This is a genomic window from Streptomyces sp. NBC_01233 (genome assembly GCF_035989305.1).
Lineage (GTDB): Bacteria > Actinomycetota > Actinomycetes > Streptomycetales > Streptomycetaceae > Streptomyces.
In genome coordinates this window covers 5,536,834-5,556,977 of the sequence record NZ_CP108514.1, presented here as the reverse complement: position 1 = coordinate 5,556,977, position 20,144 = coordinate 5,536,834, and the positions used below count along the sequence as shown (strand labels likewise).

The following is a 20,144-nucleotide window of genomic DNA, read 5'->3' as shown; positions in this document are numbered from 1 at the left end:
CTGTTACGTCCGTGAGTCCCGGAACCGGGGCTTAGAACTTCAGCCCGGCTTCGCGGGCGGCGTCAGCCAGAGCGGCAATGCGCCCGGCGTATCGGTTGCCACCGCGGTCAAAGACAACGGTCTCGACGCCGGCAGCCTTCGCACGCTCGGCCACGAGCGCGCCGACGGCCTGGGCCTGGGCGCTCTTGTCGCCTTCGCCACCGCGGATCGAGGTGTCCAGGGTCGACGCGGACGCCAGGGTGTGACCCTGGAGGTCGTCGATGACCTGAGCAACGATGTTGCGGTTGGAACGCGTCACGACGAGGCGCGGACGCTCCGCCGTACCCGACACGTTCTTGCGAATGCGGATGTGGCGGCGAGCCTTGGCAGCGCGCTTGTACGCGTCGCCCTTGGCGATCTTCACACCGTATGCCATGGCTACTTACCAGCCTTTCCGACCTTGCGGCGGATGACTTCGCCGGCGTACTTGACACCCTTGGCCTTGTACGGGTCGGGCTTCCGCAGCTTGCGGATGTTGGCGGCGACCTCGCCGACCTTCTGCTTGTCGATGCCCTCGACCGAGAACTTGGTCGGCGACTCGACCTTGAAGGAGATGCCCTCGGGCGCCTCCACCAGGATCGGGTGGCTGTAACCCAGCTGGAACTCCAGGTCGGAGCCCTTCGCCAGGACACGGTAACCGACACCGCTGATCTCGAGAGCCTTGACGTATCCCGTGGTCACACCGGTGATCATGTTCGCCACCAGCGTGCGGGACAGGCCGTGCAGGGCCTTGTTCTGACGCTCGTCGTTCGGACGGGTGACGTTCAGAACGCCGTCCTCGCCCTTAACGACGGCGATGGGAGCCTTGACGGTGTGGGAAAGGGAACCCTTGGGACCCTTCACCGCAACCGTGCTGCCATCGATGGTGACGTCCACACCGGCGGGAACCTGGATGGGGAGCTTGCCGATTCGCGACATTGCTTTTCCTCCGTTCCCGACTACCAGACGTAGGCGAGGACTTCCCCACCTACGCCCTTCTTGCCTGCCTGCTGGCCGGTGAGGAGACCGTGGGACGTGGAGATGATCGCCACGCCCAGGCCGCCGAGCACCTTCGGCAGGTTGGTGGACTTCGCGTACACGCGCAGACCGGGCTTCGAGATCCGCTTGATGCCCGCAATGGAGCGCTCGCGGTTCGGCCCGAACTTCAGCTCGAGGACGAGGTTCTTGCCGACCTCGGCGTCCTCGACCTTCCAGCCGGTGATGAAACCCTCCTGCTTGAGGATCTCTGCGATGTGCGACTTGATCTTGCTGTGCGGCATCACGACGGTGTCGTGGTACGCCGAGTTAGCGTTACGCAGACGCGTGAGCATGTCTGCGATCGGGTCAGTCATGGTCATGAAGTGGCCTTCGGCCTCTCTCGCCGGGGTTTCCTGTATGCGCCATCCCTCTCCCCACTCAGTGGCGGGACGGGTGCGGTGCGGGGACCTACGGCGTAGTAAGTCGTTATGGGCGGCGGACGCCCAACCACACAAGCCTAAGGCATGCGCGGCCGGGCACCCACCGTCCAGATGCTTACCGAGAGTGCCTGGTACTCCCCAAGTCCTTGCGGACGAGGGTGATTTACCAGGAGCTCTTGGTCACGCCCGGCAGCTCGCCACGGTGAGCCATCTCACGAAGGCAGACGCGGCACAGGCCGAACTTGCGGTACACGGAGTGGGGGCGACCGCAGCGCTGGCAGCGGGTGTACGCACGCACACCGAACTTGGGCTTGCGGGCAGCCTTCGCGATGAGAGCCTTCTTCGCCATCTCGCTTACGCCTCCTTGAAGGGGAAGCCGAGGTGACGAAGGAGGGCGCGGCCCTCGTCGTCGTTGGTCGCCGTGGTGACCACGGTGATGTCCATACCCCGGGTACGGTCGATCTTGTCCTGGTCGATCTCGTGGAACATGACCTGCTCCGTGAGACCGAAGGTGTAGTTGCCACGGCCGTCGAACTGCTTCGGCGACAGACCACGGAAGTCACGGATACGCGGCAGCGCGAGCGACAGCGTACGGTCCAGGAACTCCCACATGCGGTCACCACGGAGGGTGACGTGGCAGCCGATCGGCTGACCCTCGCGCAGCTTGAACTGCGCGATGGACTTCCGGGCCTTCGTGACGGCCGGCTTCTGACCGGTGATCGTCGTCAGGTCCTTGATGGCGCCGTCGATCAGCTTGGAGTCGCGGGCGGCGTCGCCCACACCCATGTTGACCACGATCTTCACGAGACCGGGGATCTGCATGACGTTCTCGTACGAGAACTCCTCACGCAGCTTGCCCGCGATGTCCTCGCGGTACTTCGTCTTGAGACGCGGAGTGGTAGCCATCAGATGTCCTCACCCGTCCGCTTGGCAACGCGGATCTTGTTGCCCTCGTCGTCGAAGCGGTAGCCGACGCGGGTGACGACCTTCTTGCCGTCCTTCTCCACAACCAGCTGAACGTTGCTGACGTGGACCGGGGCCTCGGTGATCACAATGCCACCGGCCTGGTTCTGCGCAGCCTTGGTGTGCTTCTTGACCCGGTTGACACCCTCGACGAGGACGCGGTCGTCGGCGGGGAAGGCGACGATGACCTTGCCCTGCTTGCCCTTGTCCTTACCGGTGATGACCTGAACCAGGTCGCCCTTCTTGATCTTCATGCTTACAGCACCTCCGGCGCGAGCGAGATGATCTTCATGAACTTCTTCTCGCGCAGCTCACGGCCCACCGGGCCGAAGATACGGGTGCCGCGAGGGTCGCCGTCGTTCTTCAGAATGACGGCGGCGTTCTCGTCAAAGCGGATGTACGAGCCGTCCTGACGGCGACGCTCCTTGACGGTGCGAACGATGACCGCCTTGACGACGTCACCCTTCTTCACGTTGCCACCGGGGATCGCGTCCTTGACGGTGGCGACGATGACGTCACCGATGCCCGCGTAGCGGCGACCGGAACCACCGAGAACACGGATGCAAAGGATTTCCTTGGCACCAGTGTTGTCGGCGATACGCAGTCGCGACTCCTGCTGGATCACGTGTATCTCCTGTTTGTCTGCCGGTTCCCGGCGGGGGCTTCACTCCGGAGAGCGTCGCCCCCACCGAGCCTGGCGGAACGAATCTGAGGGAAACCCCTCAGACTGTGTCTGTTTGGAATTCGCTTGCGCGAATTGCCTTACTTGGCCTTCTCGAGGATCTCGACGATGCGCCAGCGCTTGCTCGCCGACAGCGGACGCGTCTCCATGATGAGGACGCGGTCGCCGACGCCGGCAGCGTTCTGCTCGTCGTGCGCCTTGAGCTTGTTCGTACGGCGGATGACCTTGCCGTACAGGGCGTGCTTCACGCGGTCCTCGACGGCGACGACGACGGTCTTGTCCATCTTGTCGCTGACGACCAGACCCTCACGGGTCTTGCGGAATCCGCGCTCGGTCTTCTCAGTCACGTTGTTCTCGCTCATCAGGCGCTCTCCACCGTCTCGATACCGAGCTCACGCTCGTGCATCAGGGTGTAGATGCGAGCGATGTCCTTACGGACGGACTTGAGCCGGCCGTTGTTCTCCAGCTGACCCGTGGCCGCCTGGAAGCGGAGCTTGAACAGCTCCTCCTTGGCCTCGCGCAGCTTGCCAACGAGCTCCTCGTTGCCGAGCTCACGCAGCTCGGACGCCTTGGTTCCCGTCGCCATCACGACTCACCTGCCTCGCGCCGAACAATCCGGCACTTCATCGGAAGCTTGTGAGCAGCGCGGGTGAGCGCCTCACGAGCAATCTTCTCGTTCGGGTAGGACAGCTCGAACATGACCCGGCCCGGGTGCACGTTGGCGATCCACCACTCGGGAGAACCCTTACCGGAACCCATGCGGGTTTCGGCCGGCTTCTTCGTCAGCGGGCGGTCCGGGTAGATGTTGATCCAGACCTTGCCGCCACGCTTGATGTGGCGGGTCATCGCAATACGAGCCGCCTCGATCTGGCGGTTCGTCACGTACGCCGGGGTCAGCGCCTGGATGCCGTACTCGCCGAACGTGACCTCAGTACCGCCCTTGGCCATACCGCTGCGCTTCGGGTGGTGCTGCTTGCGGTGCTTGACCCTACGAGGGATCAGCATGTCGGTCAGGCCTCCGTTCCGGTGCTCTCGGCCGGAGCGGCGGCGGGAGCGTCGGCCTTGGGGGCCTCGGCACCAGCAGCCTGCTGCGGCTTGCGGCCACCACGGCCGCCGCGCTCGCCACCACGGCCACCACGGCCGGCGGGACGGTCGCCAGCGCCCTGAGCACCACGGGCCGGGCGGTTACCCGCACGGGCCGCAGCGTTCTCGGCGCGAACCTCGGCGATGTTCTTGACGTCGCCCTTGTAGATCCAGACCTTCACACCGATACGGCCGAAGGTGGTCTTGGCCTCGAAGAAGCCGTAGTCCACGTTCGCGCGGAGGGTGTGCAGCGGCACACGGCCTTCGCGGTAGAACTCGGAGCGGGACATCTCGGCGCCGCCGAGACGGCCGCCACACTGGATCTTGATGCCCTTGGCTCCGGCCTTCATCGTGCCCTGCATGCTCTTACGCATGGCGCGACGGAAGGAGACGCGGGAGGAAAGCTGCTCGGCAACGGCCTGGGCAACCAGCTGGGCATCGAGCTCGGGGTTCTTGACCTCGAGGATGTTCAGCTGGACCTGCTTGCCCGTGAGCTTCTCGAGGTCACCGCGGATGCGGTCGGCCTCGGCGCCACGGCGGCCGATGACGATGCCCGGACGAGCGGTGTGGATGTCCACACGCACGCGGTCACGGGTGCGCTCGATCTCAACCTTCGAGATGCCGGCGCGCTCCATGCCGGACGTCATCATCCGACGGATGGCGACGTCTTCCTTGACGTAGTCCTTGTACAGCTTGTCGGCGTACCAACGCGACTTGAAGTCGGTGGTGATGCCGAGCCGGAACCCGTGCGGGTTTACCTTCTGGCCCATTACCGGGAACCTTCCTTGCTGCTGACGACCACGGTGATGTGGCTGGTCCGCTTGCGGATCCGGTAGGCACGGCCCTGCGCACGCGGACGGAACCGCTTCAGGGTCGGGCCCTCGTCCACGAACGCCTCGCTGATGACCAGCGTGGAGGCGTCCGGGTGGTTGTAGTTGTGTGCGGCATTGGCAATGGCGCTGTCCAGCACCTTGCCAACCGGCACGCTCGCGGCCTGCGGGGCGAAACGCAGGACCGCCTGAGCCTCCGTGGCATCCATGCCACGGATAAGGTCCACCACTCGGCGGGCCTTCATGGGCGTGACGCGGATGTACCGCGCCTGGGCCCTGGCTTCCATGGTTGTCCCTTCGGTGTAAGTCATAGTCGTAACCACCCCGCCTTTAGCGGCGCTTCGACTTCCGGTCGTCCTTGACGTGGCCGCGGAAGGTGCGAGTCGGCGAGAACTCGCCGAGCTTGTGGCCGACCATCGACTCGGTGACGAACACCGGGACGTGGGTCTTGCCGTTGTGCACCGCGATGGTGTGACCCAGCATGCTGGGGATGATCATCGAGCGACGGGACCAGGTCTTGATGACGTTCTTGGTGCCGGCTTCGTTCTGGACGTCCACCTTCTTTACGAGGTGGTCGTCGACGAAGGGCCCCTTCTTGAGACTGCGCGGCATCTAAACCCGCTCCTAGCGCTTCTTGTTCGTCTTGCGGCGGCGGACGATGTACTTGCTCGAAGCCTTCTTCGGCGAGCGAGTACGACCCTCCTTCTGACCCCACGGGGAGACCGGGTGGCGACCACCACTGGTCTTGCCCTCACCACCACCGTGCGGGTGGTCAACCGGGTTCATCGCGACACCGCGGACGGACGGGCGAACGCCCTTCCAGCGCATGCGGCCGGCCTTGCCCCAGTTGATGTTCGACTGCTCGGCGTTGCCGACCTCGCCGACCGTGGCGCGGCAGCGCGCGTCGACGAGACGGATCTCGCCGGACGGCATGCGGAGGTGGGCCATGACGCCCTCCTTCGCGAGCAGCTGCACCGAGGCACCAGCGGAACGCGCGAACTTGGCGCCGCCACCGGGGCGGAGCTCGATCGCGTGGATCGTGGTACCGACCGGGATGTTGCGGAGCGCCAGGTTGTTGCCCGGCTTGATGTCGGCCGTCGGGCCGTTCTCAATCCGGTCACCCTGCTGCAGACCGCGCGGCGCGATGATGTAGCGCTTCTCGCCGTCGGCGTAGTGCAGCAGCGCGATGCGCGCGGTGCGGTTGGGGTCGTACTCGATGTGCGCGACCTTGGCCGGCACGCCGTCCTTGTCGTGACGACGGAAGTCGATCACACGGTAGGCGCGCTTGTGGCCGCCACCCTGGTGTCGAACCGTGATCCGACCGGTGTTGTTACGGCCGCCCTTGCTGTGCAGGGGGCGGACCAGCGACTTCTCCGGCGTGGACCGCGTGATCTCGACAAAGTCGGCGACGCTGGAGCCACGACGGCCCGGGGTCGTCGGCTTGTACTTGCGGATACCCATTTCTCAGTCCTCGTCCGATTCCGGACGACTAGACCTCCGTTAGGAGGCCTGGCCGCCGAAGATGTCGATTCGGTCGCCCTCAGCGAGGGTCACGATGGCGCGCTTGGTGTCAGCGCGCTTGCCGAAACCGGTCTTGGTGCGCTTGCGCTTACCCTGACGGTTGATCGTGTTGACCCCGGTGACCTTGACCCCGAAGACCGCCTCGACGGCCTGCTTGATCTGGGTCTTGTTGGAGCCGGGCGCGACGATGAACGTGTACTTGTTCTCGTCCAGCAGCGCGTAGCTCTTCTCCGAGACAACCGGCTTGATCAGCAGGTCGCGCGGGTCGGTGAAGGTCTTGCTGGTAACGGTCGCCTCAGACATCAGGCGTCGCTCCCTTCGGTCTCATCGGCCTTGGGGCCAGACACGAAGGACTCGAAAGCGGCCTGGGTGAAGACCACGTCGTCAGAGACGATCACGTCGTACGTGTTCAGCTGGCCCGGCTCCAGGATGTGAACCTGGGGCAGGTTGCGGGCGGACAGCCACGCGGCCTCTTCGGCACGGTCGACGACCAGGAGCAGGTTCTTGCGCTCCGAGATCTTGCCGAACAGCGTCTTGGCGGCCTTCGTGGAGGCGGCACCCTCGACCACGCCGGTGACGACGTGGATGCGGGAGTGACGCGCACGGTCCGAGAGGGCACCGCGGAGGGCGGCGGCCTTCATCTTCTTGGGGGTCCGCTGGGAGTAGTCACGCGGCTGCGGGCCGTGGACGACGCCACCGCCGACGAACTGCGGAGCGCGGGTCGAACCCTGGCGCGCGCGGCCGGTGCCCTTCTGGCGGTACGGCTTGCGGCCACCACCACGGACTTCGCCACGACGCTTGGTCTTGTGCGTGCCCTGACGGGCAGCAGCCAGCTGAGCGACAACGACCTGGTGGATCAGCGGAACGCTGGTCTTCGCGTCGAAGATCTCCGCGGGGAGCTCGACGGTACCGGCCTTGTCGCCTGCCGGCGAAAGGATGTCAATGGTGCTCATTACCTCAAGCCCCCTTGGCCGCGGTACGGACCAGGACGAGGCCGCCGTTCGGACCGGGGACCGCACCCTTGATGAGGAGCAGACCCTTCTCCGCGTCAACCGCGTGGATGGTCAGGTTCTGGGTGGTGACACGCTCGTTACCCATGCGACCGGCCATGCGCATGCCCTTGAAGACACGCCCAGGGGTGGCGCAGCCACCGATCGAACCGGGGGAGCGGTGCTTGCGCTGCACACCGTGACCGGCGCCGAGGCCCCGGAAGTTGTGCCGCTTCATGACACCGGCGAAGCCCTTGCCCTTGCTGTTGCCCGTGACGTCAACCTTGACGCCGGACTCGAACACCTCAGCAGTGATCTCCTGGCCGAGCGTGTACTCGCTGGCGTCGGAGGTGCGGAGCTCCACCAGGTGGCGGCGGGGGGTCACGTCGGCCTTGGCGAAGTGGCCCTTGAGGGGCTTGTTCACCTTGCGCGGGTCGATCTCGCCGAAGGCGATCTGGACCGACTCGTAGCCGTCGATGTCGTTCGTACGGACCTGGGTAACGACGCAGGGTCCGGCCTTGACCACGGTCACCGGGACGACACGGTTGTTCTCGTCCCAGACCTGGGTCATGCCGAGCTTCTCGCCCAGGACGCCCTTGATCTGCTTTGCCATCTTCTCGACGCCTCTCAGAGCTTGATCTCGATGTCAACGCCGGCCGGAAGGTCCAGGCGCATCAGCGAGTCAACGGTCTTGGGGGTCGGGTCGAGGATGTCGATCAGGCGCTTGTGCGTGCGCATCTCGAAGTGCTCGCGCGAGTCCTTGTACTTGTGCGGCGACTTGATGACGCAGTACACGTTCTTCTCAGTGGGCAGCGGCACCGGGCCCGCGACCGACGCACCAGTGCGCGTCACCGTCTCGACGATCTTCTTCGCCGAGGAATCGATGACCTCGTGGTCGTAGGCCTTGAGCCGGATGCGGATCTTCTGTCCCGCCATGGCTACTCCGTAGTCCTGTCTGTATGTGGAAACGCTCTGGCTCTCGGTCGGCTGCGGGACGGATCCCGCGGCCCCTCTCCGACCCACGCGGTCGGGCGTGTCGCACTCCCTCTACAGAAAATTCCCATACGGAAATTCCCTCGTCCAAGGGGGTGCGGTCCCTGTGACCGCGTTTCGGGGGAGAAACACCCACCGAGTGCCTGGTGGGCACCGTGCTGACACTTCCCAGAAGATTCCCGTACGTCCGCCCCCATTGCTGCCCCGAGAGGCAGATTAAGAACGACGAGTACTGTGGGACTCGCTTCCGGTCCTCCCGGCGGGAGGCGCGCAGCATCGGCACTCAGCCGAGCAACTTGAGTAGTCTGCCATACGAGGCACGTACCTGGCCAATCGGGCCGAAGAGAATACCCCGCCACGCTGAGTGGTCAAACCGCAGCACGCGCATCGCCCGGCGGGGCTCCTCCCCCGGTCAGGAGCGGGTGACCGTCCCGCACCCTTCGCCCTTGATGTCCCTGCTGCGGTCGTACGGATCCACGGCGGGCCCGGTGGGCGCCGGCCCGGCCGGCGCCTCCCGCGGGAAGTCCGGGTGCAGGAAGCCGTCGGCCGAGTCGCATTCGACGTTCGACCACTCCGAGACGTACTTGCGCAGCTGGAGCCTGCCCCGGGTGGCCTCCCAGCGCGCCGGGTCGAGCAGGCTCAGGGTGACCTGCCGGCGCACGATGGTGCGCTGCACGCTCGTGCCCCCGTCCGTCATGGGGTGGACGAAGGTGTAGTCCGTCACCACGAGGAGTTCCCCGGGCTCCCCCTGCTCCGCGCGCATGCTGCCGCGCACCTTGACGACGTCGCCGACCGGCTTGACCTTCGCCTGGTCGAAGCGGGTGAAGAGCAGCACCGGGGTGTTCTCCGCGGTGGGCTTCGCCAGGGACTGCTCCAGCCGCTGCGGGACGTCCGGCTGCCGGGGGTCCAGGATCGCCAGGGCGGCGGCCGGCCGCTCCCCGCGCAGGGTCGCCGGGTCGAGGTTGGTCGCGATCAGGAACTGTCTGGCCTTCTCCAGGGCGTCCGCGACCTGCTGCTGGGACATCCCGCCGACGGCGGTGGCCGCGGGGACCTCGATGCCGGCGGCCCCGTCGGCCCACTGGAGGGCCGGGGAGCCGCGGAAAGGTTCCTGCAGGGTCGGCTGGTCGGGCGCCGTCGACGGCGGTGGGGCGGTCGGACGTCCGGACTCCCCGGGCAGCGGAGCGGCGTTCCGGGCCTCCTGGCGGGCCTCGGTCTTGCCGGTGAGCCGGTCGATCACCAGCTCGGGCCGTACGGCGATCAGCGCGAGCCCGGCGACGCCGAGGACGGCCAGAGCGGCCCCCAGCCGCCCGGGGCGCCGGCGCTCCCGCCGTGCGGGACCGGTCCGCCACCCCGGCGGCTCCTGCCCCTGCGTGGCGCGCAGCCGTTCGGTCACCATCCGCGCCCGCGCGGAGGGCTCCGTCGGGGCGTTCCCCGCGCCCCGGGCGGCCTGCTCCATGAACCGGGCCAGCTCCTCGTCGGAGATGCCCGCCCTGTCGTCCTCGCTCTTCCCCATGTCCCCTGTGTCCCCTGTTTCCGTTCCCTGCCCCGACATGCGCGAGGGGCTCCGCACCTTGCGGCGTGGAGCCCCTCACCTGCAAAAAGGCGTGTTCACGCCACTAGCTGAAGTACCCCGTGATGTCCGCGATGAGATCCACGGAACCGGAGTTGTTGTAGAAGCTGACCTTGCCGTCCACCACCGGGACGACCACCAGGTTGGGGATCGTCAGGCCGGCCGTGACGTTCAGGTTCGAGGCGCTGGAGCGCGTCGTACCGCTCGGGAACACCGACACGAAGCTCGCCTCGGTCGGGTTGGTCGCCGTCACGTTCAGCACCACGGCCTTGATCCCGGTGGCCGGGATGCCGCCGACGCCCGCCACGGGCAGCGTGACCACGCCGCCCCCGGTGACCGGGCCCTGCCGGACGCCGAGGCCCGTGCGGGTGTCCATCAGGCGCTTCGGGCCGAAGTTCGCGTGCACGGCGCCCTCGGCACCGTCCGAGAAGTAGCCGGTGATGTCCGCGATCAGGTCGACGTTGCCCTGGTTGTTGTAGAAGCTGACCTTCCCGTCCACCACCGGGACGACCACCAGGTTGGGGATCGTCTGGCCCGGGGTGAAGTTCAGGTTCGAGGCACTGGAGCGCGTGGTCCCGCTCGGGAAGACCGACACGAAGCTCGGCTGCGTCGGGTTGGTCGCCGTCACGTTCAGCACCACGGCCTTGACGCCGGTGGCCGGGATGCCGTCGACGCCCGCCACGGGCAGGGTGACCACGCCGGCGGTGCCGACCGGGCCGGCCGGAACGCCCAGGCCGGTACGGGTGTCCATCAGCCGCTTCGGGCCGAAGTTGGTCTGCGTGGCGCCCTCACCCTCGGAGGTGAAGTAGCCGGTGATGTCCGCGATCAGGTCGACGTTGCCCTGGTTGTTGTAGAAGCTGACGCTCCCGTTGATGACCGGCACGACCACCAGGTTGGGGATCGTCTGGCCCGGGGTGAAGTTCAGGTTCGAGGCACTGGAGCGGGTCGTCCCGCTCGGGTACACCGACACGAAGCTCGGCTGCGTCGGGTTGGTCGCCGTCACGTTCAGCACCACCGCGGTGGGCGTGCCACCGGTGGCGGCGGCCACCGGCAGGGTGACCACGCCGGCGGTACCCACGGGGCCGGAGCGGACGCCCAGGCCGGTACGGGTGTCCATCAGGCGCTTCGGCGCGAGGGGGACGAACTTGGCGCCCTTGACGTCCGCTTCGACGGTGACCGCGAGGCTCGTGGAGACCTTGCCGTTCGCGGCGGTCGCGCGGACCCGGACCTCGTGCTTGCCGTTGGTCACGACCGCGGTCGCCTTGCGGGCGGCGGCGTCGGTGACGGCGGCGGCCTCACCGTCCACCAGCAGCTCGAACTTGTTCAGCGCGCCACTGGCCGTGCTGGTGCTCCAGTCGACCGTCAGGGCCGCGCCGCCGGGGTAGGTGGCGCCCGGCACGGCCGGCGCCCCGTTCACCGAGGCGAGCTTCAGCTGGGCCGCGGGGCCCGTCTGGCGGAGCGCCTCCAGCTGCGGGTAGAGGGAGTTGCCCGGGCACTGGGTGTTGAAGCCGTCCCGGTGGCCCGAGAGCGACTTGAACTCGTAAGTCTGCTTCTCGGTGTAGCTCTTGCCGAAGAAGTTCTTCTGGGTGGCGCCGGCGGTCAGCGTCGCCGTGCCGTTCATGTCGCCGTCGTACTGGCCGAGCTTGTACGCGGCGACCTTGGAGACGGCTTCGAGCGCGGCGGGCGAGGCCCCCGCGTTCGTGTAGTCACCGAGGATCGAGACGCTCGTCGACTCGGAGTTCCAGCCGTAGGTGTGCGCGCCCTGGACGGGCTGGTCCACACCGCCCTGACGGCCTTCGAAGACCGTGCCGCACTTGTCGACGAGGAAGTTGTAGCCGAGGTCGCGCCACTTCTCGATCTCCACGTGGTACTTGTGGATGCTCCGGACGATGGCAGCGGACTCGGAGCACTCGTACGGCGTGGTGGCGGCGGTGTGGTGGACGAAGACCGCCTTGATCTTCGCTCCGGCGAGGTAGATCGGGCCCTCGTTGTTCAGGGACTCGTCCGCGCCCCACTGCACGCGCGAGACCACGTCCGGCCGCGGGGCGGTCGACTCCGGTCCCGGCGTGGTCGGCGGGGTCGCCGGGACCGGCACGGGGTCGTCCGCGGGAAGGGCGAAGGCAGCCGGACCGAGGCCCAGGTTGCCCTTCTTCTTGGCCTTCGCGCCGCCGGCACCCGGGTCCACCAGGTTCAGTTCCATGCCGGCGGGCAGCTCGGCGCCGCCGGACACCCGCACCTCGGCGCCGTCGGACGGACCGACCCAGACCGGCTCGGTGGCTCCGCGCAGCCCGGGGCGCTTGCCGTCGAGGCCGGACTCGGCCTGCTCCAGCTCGACCCACTTCGACCACTTGCCGGTGTCGGCGTCGCGGGTGCGGGCCTCGATCTTCCCCTTGACCTCGGCCTCGGGGTCGCTCCAGGAGACGCCGAGGAGCCCGAAGGGTTCCGTGCCCTGCTGGGAGAGGACGGCCTCGCCCCTGCCCTTGGGCTTCAGCGCGAGCCGGTGCAGCTCGCCCTCGACCGGACCCTTCTCGCGGGCGCGGGTGCTGTAGGGCGATACCTCTCCCCCGTCGGAGGAACCCGTTCCGCTGGCGATGCCCTGGATGCCGAGCACTGCAACGACCCCGAGCGCGGCGGCCAGAGCCGTCCCGCGCACACGACCTAGTTTCAAGTTGTCCCCGCCCCTGTTGTGATGCCAGAAGTAATGGCTGACCGGCCGGATGCTACTGGCCGCCGGTGCCGGCCCGATCAGGGGGGTCGGTCTCGGGCGAACAGGGGTACGGATACGCGAGGACCCCCGGTCCGCAGCGATGTGCGGGACGGGGGTCCTCGGTCGGGACGAAGGCTACTTCTTCGCCTTCTCCCGCTCCTTCTGCTCCTGCTCTTCCTTCTTCAGCTCCGACGCCGGCGCCTTGCGCCCGCAGACGGCCTGCCAGTTCAACGGGCCGATGCCACCGCACCAGATCTCGCCGTCGTCGGCGTTCTGCTTCCAGTCGTTCGTGACGATGTCCGCGCACTTCTTCTTGTCCGGCGCGAAGCGCGGGCAGGTGCCGTCCGCCTTCTTGATGGTGTGGGCCCGCCAGGCGTCGATGCCCATCGTCATGTTGTCGGACTGCGGCATGTACCGGTTGACCGACCAGGACGCGCCCATCGTGGCGAACAGGGCGATCGCGCACACCATGCCGGCCGCGAGCTGCGCGACGACCCGCCGGGGCACGACGCGGGCAGCCGGGGCCGCACCGCTCGGCCGCAGGGTGCGCTCGGCCCAGCCGGAGCCCCGGTCGACCACCGCCATCATGCCGAGGACGGCCAGGATCATCAGGCAGTACATGATGATCCAGGTGGTGCGCGGGAAGAGCTGCACGGCCTTGTCGTGCGCCATGTGCGAGGCGAACCAGAAGCGCGCCAGCCAGGCACCCGCCAGCGTGGCGGCGGCGGTGAGGACCATGATGTTGCGCAGCCCCAGGCCGACGCCCAGGCCCACGGCGAACAGCAGCAGCAGGGCGAAGCCGCTCTGGCCGGCCATCTCGCCGGCCGCCGGCCAGGTCTGGTACTCCAGCTTCCCGGAACGGTCGGACACCCAGCCCAGTACGTACGCCGGGTCGACGTACACGGCCAGGAACGCGTAGCGGTCCGGGGTCTGGGAACCGAGCCGGGCCATCTGGTAGATCAGCGGGGCGCCCACGACGCCGGCCGTCAGCACGGTGGCGCCGACGAACGCGGCGGCCCGCTTGACCACCGTCTTGCCGGCGCGCCACGGGAACACGCACAGCGCCAGCAGGAAGACGCCGGGGGCGGCCCAGACGTACCAGCCGGAGTACCAGAGGAAGACCACGCCGAAGACGAGGCCGAGGACCGCGCCGCGGAGCAGCGTCGCGCGCAGCGGCCGGTCACCGCAGCGGCGCATCTCGCGCAGGGTGTAGCCGAGCAGCGGCAGCAGGACGAGCATGCTGGCGTGGCTGTACGGACGGATCGGGTCCATGAAGAGGACGGCCGACGGCACGGCGATCAGCAGCGCCCAGAACGGCCGGAGCAGCAGCCGCCAGGCCAGGTACGTCATCGGGCCCGCGATGGCGGTGAAGAAGATCTGGAAGTCCTTGAGGGCGAACCCGGCCCCGCCGGCACCGTCGTAGCGGAGCTTCGCCCAGACGGCCATCAGACCGGGGAAGAGCGGCGGGTAGATGCCCGACGGACCCTCGCCGTGCAGGAAGGAGTTGGCCATGGCGATCAGGGCGCTCGGGTCGCCCTCCTGGCCGCCGAGGCCCCAGGGCGTACCGCGCAGCGCGACGACCACTCCGCCCGCCACCACACCGGTGGCGAGACCGGCCAGGGCGGCGCACACCAGGCGCTTCGCCAGCTGGCGGCGGTGCAGGGTGCCGCGGTAGGCGGTGTAGAGCAGGATCGCGAGCAGCGGCAGGCCCAGGACGGCCGCGTACATCTGGAGCTTGGCGAGACCGCTGACCTGACCGATGCGGACGAGCGGGTTCACGCTGATGTGCGTGCTCAGCAGCGTGAACCCGAGGGCTGCCACCAGACTGACGACGACCTCGGCCAGGACCAGCACCCACCGCCGGGACAGCCACGCCTCGCTCCGGGAGGGGGACAAGTGGCTCTTGCCTTGCGCCGGTTCGGCAGGCCGCTGCGCCGGAGCGCCGGCCTCACCGACCTCCTCGGGGGCCAGGTGTGTCATCTCAGTCCGTTTCATGGTGGGCGGAGTCGGCTCAGTTCTGGCCGGAGGTGAAGGCGTGCTTCGCCAGCGTACGAGCGCCCTCCTTGTGTCCGCGGCGCAGGGCTCCGGGGAGCATCGTCAGCGCGTGCAGACGGGAGGCGCTGTGGAAGCGCGCCGCACGGGCCGCCTTCGGCCAGCCGCGGGCGTCCATGCGCGCGGCGACCGCGGAGAAGTACCGCTCGGCCTCGGCGAAGCGGGTGCCGGAGAAGGCCTGCACCGAAGACTCGCTGACCGCGTGGCGGCGGTACTGGAACACGGTGGTGGAGTTGTCGATGACCATCTGCTCGCCGTCTTCGAGCAGGTCGACGACGAGCGCGAGGTCCTGGATCACCGAGTAGTCGTCGCGGAAGTTCACCTTGCGCAGGGCCTCGCCGCGCCAGGCGATCGACGGGAAGTAGAGCCAGTTGCCGCGCAGCACGCTGGCGGCCAGCTCCTCACCGGCCATCAGCCGACGGCCCTTCACCTGCGGTGCGTACAGCCGCTTCTTGGTGTTGTCCGCGAGACCCGCCGTCACCTGGCCGTCGCCGTCGATGACCTCGACACCGGGCTGGACCATGCCGATGCCCGGGTGGGCCCCGACGATCCCTCGCACGGTCTCCAGGTAGTGCGGGTGCAGCAGGTCGTCGCAGCCCATGATGACGACGTAGTCGGCCTCGGACAGCCGCACGCACTTCTGGAAGTTCTTGGTGATGCCGAGGTTCTGCTCGTTGCGCGTGTAGTGGACCCGGTCGTCACCGAGCTGCGCGAACCAGCCGGGTACGTCGGGCTCCTTGCCGTCGTCGATGACGACGAGGCGGAAGTCGCGGTCCGTCTGCGCCAGGACGCTGCGGACGGCGTCCTGCATCAGCTGCACGTCCCCGTAGTAGGGGAGCATGAAGTCGAAGGTCACCATGGACTTCAGGCCTTCACGGAGTGGGAGTCGGCCTCGGCCTTGGCACCGGCGGCGGAGTCCGGGGCGGCGGCCTGCGCCACGACGGCGTCCGCACCCAGACGCTCGTCGTTGTGCCGGACGCCCTCGTTGATGGCCACCGTCCGGGCGAGGTCGGTGATCTTCTTCTCCAGCGAGCGGAAGCGCAGGAAGGTGTTGAGGGTGAGGAAGCCCATCGCGAGCACCATCACGTACAGCACCAGGTCGGTGCCACGGCCGACGCCCAGCTGCTGGGCGAGCCAGGTGACGTCGGTCGGGCGGAGGACCGCGTACACGTTGACGATGACGAACGCCGAGAACGCGATCCGCTTCCACGCCCGGTTCTTCGCCTGGCCCCAGGTCCGGATGAACATCAGTGCCATCGACACCGAGCCGACGATCAGCAGCAGCTGGATCCAGAAGTACTTCATCGACGCCCACGCTCCCGCAGCGAAATGTCAAAAAGGATGTTGACGCCGTTGATCAGGGACTGACCCTTGGCGCGTGAGTAGTCGGTGTAGAGGATGTCCACCGGTACCTCGGTGACGCGCAGCGTGGAGCCGGCGAGGAAGCCGACGAGCTCGGACGCGTGGGCCATGCCGTTCATGGTGATGTTCAGCTGCTCGGCGGCCTCCCGGCCCAGCACGCGCAGACCGTTGTGCGCGTCGGTGAGCTTGAGCTTGCGCGCGGTCGGGCTGACGGCGGCGGCCGTGCGCAGCACGACCTGCTTGATCCACGGCACCTGGCCGTTCTGCTCGATGAAGCGGGAGCCGAGCACGACGTCGGCCTCGTCGCGGCGGAGCACCGCGACCATCGTCTCGACGTCCTTGGTCTGGTGCTGGCCGTCGGCGTCGAAGGTGGCGAAGTAGCGGGCGCCGGGCTGGGCGAGCGCGTAGGTGAGGCCGGTCTGGAGGGCCGCGCCCTGGCCGAGGTTGACCGGGTGGCGCACCAGGTGGGCGCCGGTCGTCGCTATGTGCTTGGCCGAGTCGTCGGTGCTGCCGTCGTCGACGACGACGATGTTGGGGAACGTCTTGCGGGCCCCCTCGACCACGTCGGCGATCACCTGGCCCTCGTTATAGGCCGGTATGACCAGCCAGACATCGTCGTATTGGGACACGGTAGCTCCAGCGGAATGTGGCACATACGAGTGCTCGGTGATCGGTGTGACGTCGTGGGGAGGCATGGTCATTTCCCGACCGCGCCCACGCCCGGAGGGCCTGCGTCGGCCATCTGCCGGGGTGCTTCACCGGCTGCGGCCGCGGCTCCGGGGAAGCTCAGCCTGAGGGCTGCCAGCATAGCGAGGACGGTGGCGGTGGAGCCGATCGCGTAGGCGAGGATCACGCGCACGGCCACGTCGCCGGGGACCAGGGTGATGCCCACCAGCACCGCGGTACCGACGGCCCAGCAGAGCAACTGCAGGTTGTGCCGCTTGAATACCATGAGCGCCTGTCCGAGCACCATCGCGAACATGTACGCCACGGTGCCGGCGGACAGCAGGAAGAAGTCGAGGCGGTCCAGCACCGGGTCCTCGGTGCCGAAGAGCACCTCGATGAGCCAGGGGCCGAGGACCGTGGCGGGCACCCCGCCGAGCACGCCGAGCGCTCCGACGACCATGCCGATCCGGCGCAGCATCGCCCAGAAGGCCACCCTGTCGCCGGCCGTGAAGGCGGCGGTGAGGCCGCTGAGCAGCGAGGCCTGGAGCGAGCCGAAGACGAAGAGCGGCACCCGCGCCAGGACCAGGGCGCTCAGCAGCGCCGAGATCAGCGCGCTGTCGGACGGGGCCAGCAGCTTGGTGCTCATCACGGCCGCGTTCACGACCAGCTGGGACAGCAGGGTCGCGCAGACCAGCAGGCCGAGACCGTTGCACAGGTCCCGCCAGGCGATGGGCTCGCCGGGCCCGACCGCGCGCAGCAGCGCGGGCAGCGTGACCAGGGTCGCGACGACGGGCGCGACGGCGAGGATGAGGCTGAAGGCCAGCGCCGAGTGCAGCCCGAACAGCGCGCAGCCGAAGGCGAGTACGATCCGCAGGCCGCCGTCGACGGCGAGCTGGGCACCGTACGCGCCGAAGCGGCCGAGGCCGGCGAGCACCCCACGGGTGAGGTAGCAGACGGCCATGCCGGTGAAGGCCCCGCCGAGCGCGGCCACCAGGCCGCGGTCCCCGTGGAACAGCAGGTCGGCGATGGGTTGTGCGCCGAGGCCGAGTACGAGCAGGGTCGCGCCGAGGATCCCCGCGGTGAGCAGGGTCGCACGGCGCAGCACCGGGGCGGCGCCCTGGTTCAGGACCGCACGGGCGGAGACGATCCGGGTGAGCTCCTGCTCGATGGGGAAGAACACGCCGATGCCGATGGACATCACGATCGTCCACAGCACCGACACGTTCGCCTTGGCGTCCATGGTCAGGCTGTGACCGGCCACGCCCAGGTGGACGTACGAGGCCGCGCCGAGCACGACGGTGCCGCCGGCCACCGCGACGGTGCCCGGCGGCAGCGCCGCGCTCAACTTGGTCAGCAGGGCTTTCATCCCGCCCGGCCGTCCCGGGCAGCTCCGGCCAGTGCCGTGAAGGCGGGGGTGGCGAGCGCCTCGGCCAGCTGTTCGCGCCAGTCGGCGAGCGGGGCCATTCCCGCCTCGTCCCAGCGGTCGTGCGCGAGCACGCTGAAGGCGGGGCGGACGGCGGGGCGGACGAACGCCTCGGAGGTCGTCGGCCGGATCCGCTCGGGGTCGAGCCCGCTCAGCCGGTAGGTCTCGCGGGCGAGCCCCATCCAGGTGGTCCGGCCGCTCGCGGTGCCGTGGTAGATCCCGCCCATGGCCCAGCCCTTCAGCGCGGCCTGGCCGAGCTCGACGAGGTGGCGGGCCAGCGCGTAGGACCAAGTGGGCTGGCCGTGCTGGTCGTCGACCACGTCGAGGGTGTCCCGCTGGGCGGCCAGCTTCAGCATGGTGGCGACGAAGTTGGGGCCGTGCTCGCCGTAGAGCCAGGCGGTGCGGACCACGTAGCCGTCCTGCGGCAGCAGTTCGGTCACGGCCTGCTCGCCGACCAGCTTGGAGCGGCCGTACGCGTTCACGGGCCCGGTGGTGGTGTCCTCGCGGTACGGCTCCGAGGCGTCGCCGGGCAGCACGTAGTCGGTGGAGACGTGGATCAGGCGCACGTGGGCGGCGGCGCAGGCCTCGGCGAGGACGCGCACGCCGGTGCCGTTGACGGCGGTGGCGGCTTCCTCGGCGGTCTCGGCGCCGTCCACGTCGGTCCAGGCGGCGCAGTTGACGACCACGGCGGCGCCCTCGACCGCGGCCCGGACGGCAGCCGGGTCGGTGATGTCGAGGTCGGCACGGCGCAGGCCCACGGCCTCGATCCGGGCGGCCTTCAGGACCGCCAGGACGTCCTGGCCGAGCATCCCGGCGGCACCGGTGACGAGCCAGCGCGTGGGCACGGGGTAGGCGGTCACTTCTGCAGCGCCGCCTTGACCTTCAGCGGCTCCCACCAGGCGCGGTTCTCGCGGTACCACGCGATGGTGGCCTTGATGCCGTCCTCGAAGGTGACCTGCGGGGCGTAGCCCAGCTCGGCGCCGATCTTGCTGATGTCGATGGAGTAGCGGAGGTCGTGGCCCTTGCGGTCCTCGACCTGCTCGACCATCTCCCAGCCGAGGCCCGCGGCCTCCAGCAGCACGCCGGTGAGCTCCTTGTTGGTGAGCTCGGTGCCACCGCCGATGTTGTAGACCTCGCCCGCGCGGCCCTTGCGCATGGCCAGGTCGATGCCGCGGCAGTGGTCGGAGACGTGCAGCCAGTCGCGGACGTTGCCGCCGTTGCCGTACAGCGGGACCTTCTTGCCGTCCATCAGGTTCGAGACGAACAGCGGGATGACCTTCTCCGGGAACTGGTAGTGCCCGTAGTTGTTGGAGCAGCGGGTGACCACCACGTCCATGCCGTGGGTGCGGTGGTACGCCAGCGCCAGCAGGTCGGACGACGCCTTGGAGGCGGAGTAGGGGGAGTTGGGCACCAGCGGCCACTCCTCCGTCCAGGAGCCCTCGCTGATCGAGCCGTAGACCTCGTCAGTGGAGATGTGGACGAAGCGGCCGACGCCGTGCTTGCGGGCGGAGTCGAGCAGTACCTGGGTGCCGACGACGTTGGTCATCACGAACGGGCCCGCACCGGCGATGGAACGGTCCACGTGGGACTCGGCGGCGAAGTGCACGACGACGTCGTGGCCGGGCATGACCTCGTCGACGGCCTCGGCGTCGCAGATGTCGCCCTTGACGAAGGTGTAGCCGGGGTGGTCCGCGACCGGAGCGAGGTTGGCCTCGACGCCCGAGTAGGTCAGCTTGTCGAAGACAGTGATCTGCGCCGTGGCATCTGCACCGAGCTGCTGGCGGACGAATTCTGAACCGATGAAGCCGGCGCCGCCGGTCACGAGGATGCGCATAATACGAAGAGTCTAGCGGCCTGCCGAACGTCA

27 protein-coding genes are annotated in these 20,144 nt (G+C 68.3%); all 27 read right to left on the bottom strand.

Annotation, left to right across the window (positions count from 1 at the left end; genetic code table 11):
• Nucleotides 1–31: 31 nt before the first annotated feature.
• The 27 genes from rplR to rfbB all read right to left on the bottom strand — a co-directional run bounded on the left by rplR (nucleotide 32) and on the right by rfbB (nucleotide 20,111).
• Nucleotides 32–415, bottom strand: a complete 384-nt coding sequence (gene rplR, locus OG332_RS26535) for a 50S ribosomal protein L18 (RefSeq protein WP_008739696.1) — start codon at nucleotides 413–415, stop codon at nucleotides 32–34.
• A 2-nt stretch (nucleotides 416–417) separates the two neighbouring features.
• A complete protein-coding gene (gene rplF / locus OG332_RS26530) occupies nucleotides 418–957 on the bottom strand; it encodes a 50S ribosomal protein L6 (protein ID WP_327415808.1) in 540 nt (179 codons plus the stop codon).
• A gap of 20 nt (nucleotides 958–977) precedes the next feature.
• Nucleotides 978–1,376, bottom strand: a complete 399-nt coding sequence (gene rpsH, locus OG332_RS26525; RefSeq protein WP_007265911.1) for a 30S ribosomal protein S8 — start codon at nucleotides 1,374–1,376, stop codon at nucleotides 978–980.
• A gap of 223 nt (nucleotides 1,377–1,599) precedes the next feature.
• The gene (locus tag OG332_RS26520) at nucleotides 1,600–1,785 is read right to left on the bottom strand and encodes a type Z 30S ribosomal protein S14 (RefSeq protein ID WP_003956452.1); all 186 of its coding nucleotides are present in this window, start codon (nucleotides 1,783–1,785) and stop codon (nucleotides 1,600–1,602) included.
• Nucleotides 1,786–1,790: 5 nt separating this feature from the next.
• Entirely contained in the window at nucleotides 1,791–2,342 is a 552-nt protein-coding gene (gene rplE / locus OG332_RS26515; protein WP_030388859.1) for a 50S ribosomal protein L5, read from the bottom strand.
• Nucleotides 2,342–2,653 (bottom strand): 50S ribosomal protein L24, encoded by a 312-nt coding sequence (rplX, locus tag OG332_RS26510; protein WP_327415807.1) that lies wholly within the window; start codon nucleotides 2,651–2,653, stop codon nucleotides 2,342–2,344. The genes rplE and rplX overlap by 1 nt, the downstream gene beginning before the upstream one ends.
• 2 nt (nucleotides 2,654–2,655) lie before the next feature.
• Nucleotides 2,656–3,024: a 50S ribosomal protein L14 gene (gene rplN / locus OG332_RS26505; RefSeq protein ID WP_008739701.1), complete on the bottom strand. Its 369-nt coding sequence runs from the start codon at nucleotides 3,022–3,024 to the stop codon at nucleotides 2,656–2,658.
• Nucleotides 3,025–3,161: 137 nt separating this feature from the next.
• Nucleotides 3,162–3,443, bottom strand: coding sequence for a 30S ribosomal protein S17 (gene rpsQ, locus OG332_RS26500; RefSeq protein ID WP_030008467.1), 282 nt, complete (start codon nucleotides 3,441–3,443; stop codon nucleotides 3,162–3,164).
• Nucleotides 3,443–3,667, bottom strand: coding sequence for a 50S ribosomal protein L29 (gene rpmC / locus OG332_RS26495; RefSeq protein ID WP_008739703.1), 225 nt, complete (start codon nucleotides 3,665–3,667; stop codon nucleotides 3,443–3,445). The genes rpsQ and rpmC overlap by 1 nt, the downstream gene beginning before the upstream one ends.
• The gene (gene rplP, locus OG332_RS26490) at nucleotides 3,667–4,086 is read right to left on the bottom strand and encodes a 50S ribosomal protein L16 (RefSeq protein WP_008739704.1); all 420 of its coding nucleotides are present in this window, start codon (nucleotides 4,084–4,086) and stop codon (nucleotides 3,667–3,669) included. Before rplP ends, rpmC begins: the two co-directional genes overlap by 1 nt.
• Before the next feature lie 5 nt (nucleotides 4,087–4,091).
• Nucleotides 4,092–4,934: a 30S ribosomal protein S3 gene (rpsC, locus tag OG332_RS26485; RefSeq protein WP_008739710.1), complete on the bottom strand. Its 843-nt coding sequence runs from the start codon at nucleotides 4,932–4,934 to the stop codon at nucleotides 4,092–4,094.
• The gene (rplV, locus tag OG332_RS26480) at nucleotides 4,934–5,281 is read right to left on the bottom strand and encodes a 50S ribosomal protein L22 (protein WP_037792011.1); all 348 of its coding nucleotides are present in this window, start codon (nucleotides 5,279–5,281) and stop codon (nucleotides 4,934–4,936) included. Before rplV ends, rpsC begins: the two co-directional genes overlap by 1 nt.
• A 43-nt stretch (nucleotides 5,282–5,324) precedes the next feature.
• A complete protein-coding gene (rpsS, locus tag OG332_RS26475) occupies nucleotides 5,325–5,606 on the bottom strand; it encodes a 30S ribosomal protein S19 (RefSeq protein WP_008739713.1) in 282 nt (93 codons plus the stop codon).
• 12 nt (nucleotides 5,607–5,618) lie between these two features.
• Entirely contained in the window at nucleotides 5,619–6,455 is an 837-nt protein-coding gene (rplB, locus tag OG332_RS26470; RefSeq protein WP_030388860.1) for a 50S ribosomal protein L2, read from the bottom strand.
• A gap of 39 nt (nucleotides 6,456–6,494) precedes the next feature.
• A complete protein-coding gene (gene rplW, locus OG332_RS26465; RefSeq protein ID WP_030154694.1) occupies nucleotides 6,495–6,818 on the bottom strand; it encodes a 50S ribosomal protein L23 in 324 nt (107 codons plus the stop codon).
• A complete protein-coding gene (gene rplD / locus OG332_RS26460; RefSeq protein WP_030388861.1) occupies nucleotides 6,818–7,468 on the bottom strand; it encodes a 50S ribosomal protein L4 in 651 nt (216 codons plus the stop codon). The genes rplW and rplD overlap by 1 nt, the downstream gene beginning before the upstream one ends.
• A 4-nt stretch (nucleotides 7,469–7,472) precedes the next feature.
• A complete protein-coding gene (gene rplC, locus OG332_RS26455) occupies nucleotides 7,473–8,117 on the bottom strand; it encodes a 50S ribosomal protein L3 (protein WP_007265899.1) in 645 nt (214 codons plus the stop codon).
• A 14-nt stretch (nucleotides 8,118–8,131) separates the two neighbouring features.
• A complete protein-coding gene (gene rpsJ / locus OG332_RS26450; RefSeq protein WP_003948644.1) occupies nucleotides 8,132–8,440 on the bottom strand; it encodes a 30S ribosomal protein S10 in 309 nt (102 codons plus the stop codon).
• A 469-nt stretch (nucleotides 8,441–8,909) separates the two neighbouring features.
• Entirely contained in the window at nucleotides 8,910–10,010 is a 1,101-nt protein-coding gene (locus OG332_RS26445) for a hypothetical protein (protein ID WP_327415806.1), read from the bottom strand.
• 103 nt (nucleotides 10,011–10,113) lie between these two features.
• Nucleotides 10,114–12,720, bottom strand: coding sequence for a peptidoglycan recognition protein family protein (locus tag OG332_RS26440; protein WP_327415805.1), 2,607 nt, complete (start codon nucleotides 12,718–12,720; stop codon nucleotides 10,114–10,116).
• Between the two features lie 189 nt (nucleotides 12,721–12,909).
• Nucleotides 12,910–14,769 (bottom strand): hypothetical protein, encoded by a 1,860-nt coding sequence (locus tag OG332_RS26435; RefSeq protein ID WP_327415804.1) that lies wholly within the window; start codon nucleotides 14,767–14,769, stop codon nucleotides 12,910–12,912.
• A gap of 16 nt (nucleotides 14,770–14,785) precedes the next feature.
• Nucleotides 14,786–15,685: a glycosyltransferase family 2 protein gene (locus tag OG332_RS26430; RefSeq protein WP_327415803.1), complete on the bottom strand. Its 900-nt coding sequence runs from the start codon at nucleotides 15,683–15,685 to the stop codon at nucleotides 14,786–14,788.
• 5 nt (nucleotides 15,686–15,690) lie between these two features.
• The gene (locus tag OG332_RS26425) at nucleotides 15,691–16,131 is read right to left on the bottom strand and encodes a DUF2304 domain-containing protein (protein ID WP_327415802.1); all 441 of its coding nucleotides are present in this window, start codon (nucleotides 16,129–16,131) and stop codon (nucleotides 15,691–15,693) included.
• Nucleotides 16,128–16,817, bottom strand: a complete 690-nt coding sequence (locus tag OG332_RS26420) for a glycosyltransferase family 2 protein (RefSeq protein WP_319725460.1) — start codon at nucleotides 16,815–16,817, stop codon at nucleotides 16,128–16,130. Before OG332_RS26420 ends, OG332_RS26425 begins: the two co-directional genes overlap by 4 nt.
• A gap of 68 nt (nucleotides 16,818–16,885) precedes the next feature.
• Nucleotides 16,886–18,220: a lipopolysaccharide biosynthesis protein gene (locus OG332_RS26415; protein WP_327415801.1), complete on the bottom strand. Its 1,335-nt coding sequence runs from the start codon at nucleotides 18,218–18,220 to the stop codon at nucleotides 16,886–16,888.
• Nucleotides 18,217–19,137, bottom strand: coding sequence for a dTDP-4-dehydrorhamnose reductase (gene rfbD, locus OG332_RS26410; protein ID WP_327415800.1), 921 nt, complete (start codon nucleotides 19,135–19,137; stop codon nucleotides 18,217–18,219). The genes OG332_RS26415 and rfbD overlap by 4 nt, the downstream gene beginning before the upstream one ends.
• The gene (rfbB, locus tag OG332_RS26405; protein ID WP_327415799.1) at nucleotides 19,134–20,111 is read right to left on the bottom strand and encodes a dTDP-glucose 4,6-dehydratase; all 978 of its coding nucleotides are present in this window, start codon (nucleotides 20,109–20,111) and stop codon (nucleotides 19,134–19,136) included. Before rfbB ends, rfbD begins: the two co-directional genes overlap by 4 nt.
• Between the last annotated feature and the right edge of the window lie 33 nt (nucleotides 20,112–20,144).

Bases quoted from the DNA above. Each gene is read 5' to 3' on its own strand.
- rplC (WP_007265899.1), bottom strand. From the start codon at position 8,117: ATGGCAAAGCAGATCAAGGGCGTCCTGGGCGAGAAGCTCGGCATGACC.
- OG332_RS26425 (WP_327415802.1), bottom strand. From the start codon at position 16,131: ATGAAGTACTTCTGGATCCAGCTGCTGCTGATCGTCGGCTCGGTGTCG.
- rpsS (WP_008739713.1), bottom strand. From the start codon at position 5,606: ATGCCGCGCAGTCTCAAGAAGGGGCCCTTCGTCGACGACCACCTCGTA.
- OG332_RS26445 (WP_327415806.1), bottom strand. From the start codon at position 10,010: ATGGGGAAGAGCGAGGACGACAGGGCGGGCATCTCCGACGAGGAGCTG.
- rplR (WP_008739696.1), bottom strand. From the start codon at position 415: ATGGCATACGGTGTGAAGATCGCCAAGGGCGACGCGTACAAGCGCGCT.
- OG332_RS26430 (WP_327415803.1), bottom strand. From the start codon at position 15,685: ATGGTGACCTTCGACTTCATGCTCCCCTACTACGGGGACGTGCAGCTG.
- rplE (WP_030388859.1), bottom strand. From the start codon at position 2,342: ATGGCTACCACTCCGCGTCTCAAGACGAAGTACCGCGAGGACATCGCG.
- rplB (WP_030388860.1), bottom strand. From the start codon at position 6,455: ATGGGTATCCGCAAGTACAAGCCGACGACCCCGGGCCGTCGTGGCTCC.
- OG332_RS26435 (WP_327415804.1), bottom strand. From the start codon at position 14,769: ATGAAACGGACTGAGATGACACACCTGGCCCCCGAGGAGGTCGGTGAG.
- OG332_RS26520 (WP_003956452.1), bottom strand. From the start codon at position 1,785: ATGGCGAAGAAGGCTCTCATCGCGAAGGCTGCCCGCAAGCCCAAGTTC.
- rplX (WP_327415807.1), bottom strand. From the start codon at position 2,653: ATGAAGATCAAGAAGGGCGACCTGGTTCAGGTCATCACCGGTAAGGAC.
- rplF (WP_327415808.1), bottom strand. From the start codon at position 957: ATGTCGCGAATCGGCAAGCTCCCCATCCAGGTTCCCGCCGGTGTGGAC.
- rplV (WP_037792011.1), bottom strand. From the start codon at position 5,281: ATGGAAGCCAGGGCCCAGGCGCGGTACATCCGCGTCACGCCCATGAAG.
- rpsH (WP_007265911.1), bottom strand. From the start codon at position 1,376: ATGACCATGACTGACCCGATCGCAGACATGCTCACGCGTCTGCGTAAC.
- rpsQ (WP_030008467.1), bottom strand. From the start codon at position 3,443: ATGAGCGAGAACAACGTGACTGAGAAGACCGAGCGCGGATTCCGCAAG.
- rplP (WP_008739704.1), bottom strand. From the start codon at position 4,086: ATGCTGATCCCTCGTAGGGTCAAGCACCGCAAGCAGCACCACCCGAAG.
- OG332_RS26415 (WP_327415801.1), bottom strand. From the start codon at position 18,220: ATGAAAGCCCTGCTGACCAAGTTGAGCGCGGCGCTGCCGCCGGGCACC.
- rpsC (WP_008739710.1), bottom strand. From the start codon at position 4,934: ATGGGCCAGAAGGTAAACCCGCACGGGTTCCGGCTCGGCATCACCACC.
- rpsJ (WP_003948644.1), bottom strand. From the start codon at position 8,440: ATGGCGGGACAGAAGATCCGCATCCGGCTCAAGGCCTACGACCACGAG.
- rplD (WP_030388861.1), bottom strand. From the start codon at position 7,468: ATGAGCACCATTGACATCCTTTCGCCGGCAGGCGACAAGGCCGGTACC.
- rfbB (WP_327415799.1), bottom strand. From the start codon at position 20,111: ATGCGCATCCTCGTGACCGGCGGCGCCGGCTTCATCGGTTCAGAATTC.
- rplW (WP_030154694.1), bottom strand. From the start codon at position 6,818: ATGTCTGAGGCGACCGTTACCAGCAAGACCTTCACCGACCCGCGCGAC.
- rpmC (WP_008739703.1), bottom strand. From the start codon at position 3,667: ATGGCGACGGGAACCAAGGCGTCCGAGCTGCGTGAGCTCGGCAACGAG.